General features: G+C 74.2%; 2 protein-coding genes. Both read right to left on the minus strand.

Annotation, left to right across the window (positions count from 1 at the left end):
* Positions 1–71: 71 nt before the first annotated feature.
* The gene (locus BHU15_RS37790) at positions 72–704 is read right to left on the minus strand and encodes a class F sortase (protein ID WP_069631163.1); all 633 of its coding nucleotides are present in this window, start codon (positions 702–704) and stop codon (positions 72–74) included.
* Positions 701–1,090 (minus strand): hypothetical protein, encoded by a 390-nt coding sequence (locus tag BHU15_RS37795; protein WP_069631164.1) that lies wholly within the window; start codon positions 1,088–1,090, stop codon positions 701–703. The genes BHU15_RS37790 and BHU15_RS37795 overlap by 4 nt, the downstream gene beginning before the upstream one ends.
* Positions 1,091–1,131: the final 41 nt, after the last annotated feature.

Genomic DNA, 1,131 nt, shown 5'->3' on the forward strand with positions numbered 1-1,131 from the left:
GGATTCCGCACCGGATTCCGGTCCGGAATCCGGCCCGGAATCCGGTGCGGAATCCGGTGCGGGACGGCCCGTCAGGGACCGTTCACCGCGATCATCGTGGCGAAGACGATCAGGTTGTCGGCGTAACCGTCACCGGTCAGCCGGCCGCCGCAGGTGATGAGCCGCAGCTCCGGACGGTCCACGTCGCCGTAGACGTCGTCCGCCGGGAAGTCCGCCTTCGCGATCTTCCGTATCTCACCGACGGCGAACACCGCCTCCGCGCCGTTCTCCAGACGCGCCGTGATCCTGTCGCCCCGGCGCAGCCGCGTGAGGTCCCGGAAGACCCCGTCGCCGTAGGAACCGACGGTGACATGACCGACGATCACCGACGGGCCGAGCCGACCGGGCGTCGGCGAGTGTTCGTACCAGCCCGCCCGGTCGTCCGCCTCGATCGGAGGCACCTCCATGGTCCCGTCCGCCGCCAGCCCCAGCCGCATGACGGGGGTGTCGACCCCGATGGCGGGGATCAGCAGTTTGAGCGGGACCGAGCGCCCGACGGCCTTCGCCGCCCGTTCCGTCTCCGCCTTGTCGGCGGGCGGCGCGGGCGATGACGTATCACCGCCGCGAGGTCCGTCCGTGGCCCGGTCGGTGCCGGGGCCACCACAGCCCACGAGCAGTGCGGCCAGCGCGCCGGCGGTGAAGGCGCGCCTGGAGAGCGGGCTCACGCCCCGGTCGCTCGCCGGCGACGTACGACGAAGAACGCCGCACCGCCCGCGAAGAGCGCCGCGGCGCCGGTGCCGATCAGCACGCCGTCGGCCGACCCGGACTGCGCGGACGCGGGGCTCACTCCGGTGTCGGGCGCGCCCTCGGGTACGACCGCGACCTGGCCCGGCCCCTCGTCGCGCGGCGGCACGGCGCTCGGAGCCCGGCCGGTGGGCTTCTGCGACGGGGCGGCGGAGGGCTCCTCGGCGCCCGCGTCGGTCGGCGGGGTGGCGGTGCTCGGGCTGCTGGGGACCGGGGTCGGGGTCGCGTTGTCGGCGAACGCCGGTACGGCGCCCCCCAGTACGGCGGTACTGGCGAGCACCAAGGCGCTCAGGACAGTTCGGCGCATGAATCGCTCTCTTTCGTCGTCCGCCCGCCCAGGGACTCGGC

It is taken from the genome of Streptomyces niveus (assembly GCF_001723055.1).
In the GTDB taxonomy this organism is placed as follows: Bacteria; Actinomycetota; Actinomycetes; order Streptomycetales; family Streptomycetaceae; genus Streptomyces; species Streptomyces niveus.

What these genes read in the sequence shown, in the direction of transcription:
- BHU15_RS37795 (WP_069631164.1), bottom strand. Translation starts at nt 1,090, where the DNA reads ATGCGCCGAACTGTCCTGAGCGCCTTGGTGCTCGCCAGTACCGCCGTA.